General features: G+C 42.5%; 3 protein-coding genes. 2 read left to right on the plus strand and 1 reads right to left on the minus strand.

The genetic code is table 11. The features are described 5' to 3' along the window. Nucleotides 1-244 precede the first annotated feature (244 nt). Nucleotides 245-451 carry a hypothetical protein gene (locus QUF07_RS13615; protein ID WP_217165347.1) on the minus strand — a complete coding sequence of 69 codons (207 nt, stop codon included), beginning with the start codon at nucleotides 449-451 and terminating at the stop codon, nucleotides 245-247. Between the two features lie 345 nt (nucleotides 452-796). On the opposite strand from QUF07_RS13615, the gene QUF07_RS13620 reads away from it, so the two are divergent. Beyond that, nucleotides 797-1,036 carry a hypothetical protein gene (locus QUF07_RS13620; protein WP_054747367.1) on the plus strand — a complete coding sequence of 80 codons (240 nt, stop codon included), beginning with the start codon at nucleotides 797-799 and terminating at the stop codon, nucleotides 1,034-1,036. 188 nt (nucleotides 1,037-1,224) lie between these two features. Beyond that, nucleotides 1,225-2,751 carry a glycerol kinase GlpK gene (gene glpK, locus QUF07_RS13625; protein ID WP_217165348.1) on the plus strand — a complete coding sequence of 509 codons (1,527 nt, stop codon included), beginning with the start codon at nucleotides 1,225-1,227 and terminating at the stop codon, nucleotides 2,749-2,751. The last annotated feature ends 128 nt before the right edge of the window (nucleotides 2,752-2,879 follow it).

Raw genomic sequence — 2,879 nt, forward strand, 5'->3', positions numbered from 1 at the left:
CAGGCGCCCTTATATGTTTAGCACCAGTTTTTCGGAGCACTACTCGGCTATATAGGGGAAATCGGGAATCCTGGTTTGGGATTTAGATCAGGAGCCTCTTGGAATTTAGTGTCAATTGCGTCGGAGCACGTTATCACTGGATATAACGATAATTTTAGTAACGCTTCACTCCCGAAACATTCAAAAAACCAGCCGTAGAAATTCCGAGGCTGGTTCCAAATAATAATAGCTCATCCAATCGAATCTAATTCAGCACCGTCACTTTTCGAATATCATCAAGTCTGATGACCATGACGCCCTTGGCTGGACGCTTTATGAATGCTTGGTCATCATTTACGGCGGCCACTCCGCCGGTAATGGTTTCATCGGGAATTTGAATTGATACAAGTTTGCCATCTTTGTAAGCACTCATCAATTCATTTGAAATTTCTTTGGCTGCAATAGTCATCATGATCACCTCTTATGATAAACTTAAGTATAGTGCATTAAAGCGCGGAATGTAAACATTTTTTAAGGCTTCCCCGAGATATGAAAATATTTTGGTAACACTTTTTGCAAATTAGCGCTAAAGTAGATGTATAGGAATAAGTGTGCGGAGTAAAGCGCTTAGGAACTGGAAGATAAGTCTCCTTATTCAGAAATCCTGGTTTTGGGGATTTTTGAATAAGGTGCTTATGTGCAAGTTCCTGCTTTACGGAGCAGTCCTACTCTCTCTAGCCGAGAAATCCAACCAAGAAACGCCTCAAAGCCAAAAAGATCGGACACCTCCGCACACAACATTGAAAGGGGTATTGAAATGACTGAACGCCAATTGATTCAAGAAATTTTAAATACCGTTGATGTTATTTACAATTTTGTAAACACCGACGACGATAAAAAGGAATATGAGATCGTGATTAACCGCCAAGACGGCGATCACCGACCACTTGAAAATGTCAACAAAGAGATCAAGCATTACTTTACAGATGCTGATTTTAGCTACGATGAAGAATTGAATGATAACGGCGACGACATTCACGTTCAAGTCAAACGATAATTGGTCTAGTTAAAATAATCTTCACAATCATTGTTTGAACAGCAAATTGAATTAAGTGGCACATTATGGTATAGTTCATAATGTGCTTTTTTGTTATGATAATGAATTACCGAAGTTATAATAATTGCAATAAATGAAAATGATTTTGTATAATTGAATAAGAATTTTCATCGATTGGAGTGAATTTAATGTTAACAGATCGTCCAAAATATATATTATCCATTGATCAAGGAACCACGAGCACTCGGGCAATGATTTTTGACCACAATGGTAGAAAAGTGATTGAGGCTTTTAAGCCAGTCAAACAATTGATTCCCCATCCAGGTTGGATTGAGACCGATCCAAATGAAATTTGGACTTCAGTTTTGAGCACCATTTCCTCTGCATTTATCGACGCCGGGATTCATCCTGAGGATATTTCAGGAATTGGGATCGTTAACCAGCGTGAATCAACCATTATTTGGGATAAGGAAACTGGCGAGCCAATTTATAATGCCATTGGGTGGCAATCTAAGCAGACTGCACCTTTAGCCCGCAAATTAAAGGATGAGGGTTATTCAAACCTGATCCATAAGAAGACTGGCCTGATCATCGATTCTTATTTTTCAGCTACCAAAGTCCGCTGGATCCTCGATCACGTTGAGGGGGCTCAGGAACGAGCCGAGAAAGGTGAATTGTTATTTGGAACGGTCGATAGTTGGCTTGTGTGGAAACTATCTGGTGGTGAATATCACGTGACTGACTTTTCCAATGCCAGCCGAACGATGCTGTTTAATATTCATGCCCTCAGGTGGGATGACGATATTCTCAAATTGCTTAATATTCCCCGCAAGATATTACCGATCGTTAAAACGTCGAGTGAGCTGTATGGAACGACTAAGAATTATCAATTTTATGGAATTGAAGTTCCAATTGCCGGAATTGCCGGAGACCAGTCGGCTGCGTTGATTGGTCAACTTGCATTTGAGCCGGGGATGATTAAAAACACTTATGGTGATGGTGCCTTCATCATGATGAATACGGGTTCCAAGCCGGAATTGTCCGATGATAATCTACTGACAACAATTGCCTATAATATTGGCGGTCAAGTTACCTATGCGCTTGAGGGATCCATTTTTTCTGCCGGGACTGCGCTGACTTGGTTGAGCGATCAGATGCACTTGATTGATAACGTTGCTGAAACGCGGGATGCTGCGATGCGGTCAACCGATGACGACGAAATTTATGTGGTACCTGCTTTCAATGGATTAGGGGCGCCATACTGGGAACAAGAAGTTCGAGGCGCTGTGTTTGGGCTCACTCGTGGCACGACGAAGGATGACTTTGTCAAAGCCACTCTGCAGTCAATCGCGTATGGAACCAAAGACATCATCCGAACAATGGAGCGGGACACTGACATGTATATCCCAGCATTGCGAGCGGATGGTGGGGCGTCACGGAATCGCTACTTGATGCAGTTCCAAGCAGATATGCTGGATATTCCAATTGAACGGGCAGCCGACGAAAACACGACGGCATTTGGGGCCGCCATTCTTGCTGGGCTTGCCGTTGGTTATTGGAAAGATATCGATGAGGTAAAGAGTCTTGCAGTTGAAGGACGAACCTTTAAACCTGAAATGGACAAGGCAAAACGGAAGCGATTATATCGTGGCTGGAAAGCAGCGGTTAATGCAGCTAGGGCGTTTAAGCCTTCTGATGATGAGGATGACGAATAAAGTGAACAATGAGTGTCAGCTTGATGACAGTTGGCATACAAAAGAGGATGAGCAAATGAGGTGTACCCCAAAAGTTAAAGTAAATATTTGCTTGTCTTTCCTAGGCGGCACGGAGTCGATAGCTTATC

This window comes from Lentilactobacillus sp. TOM.63 (assembly GCF_030361045.1).
Taxonomy (GTDB): Bacteria; Bacillota; Bacilli; order Lactobacillales; family Lactobacillaceae; genus Lentilactobacillus; species Lentilactobacillus dabitei.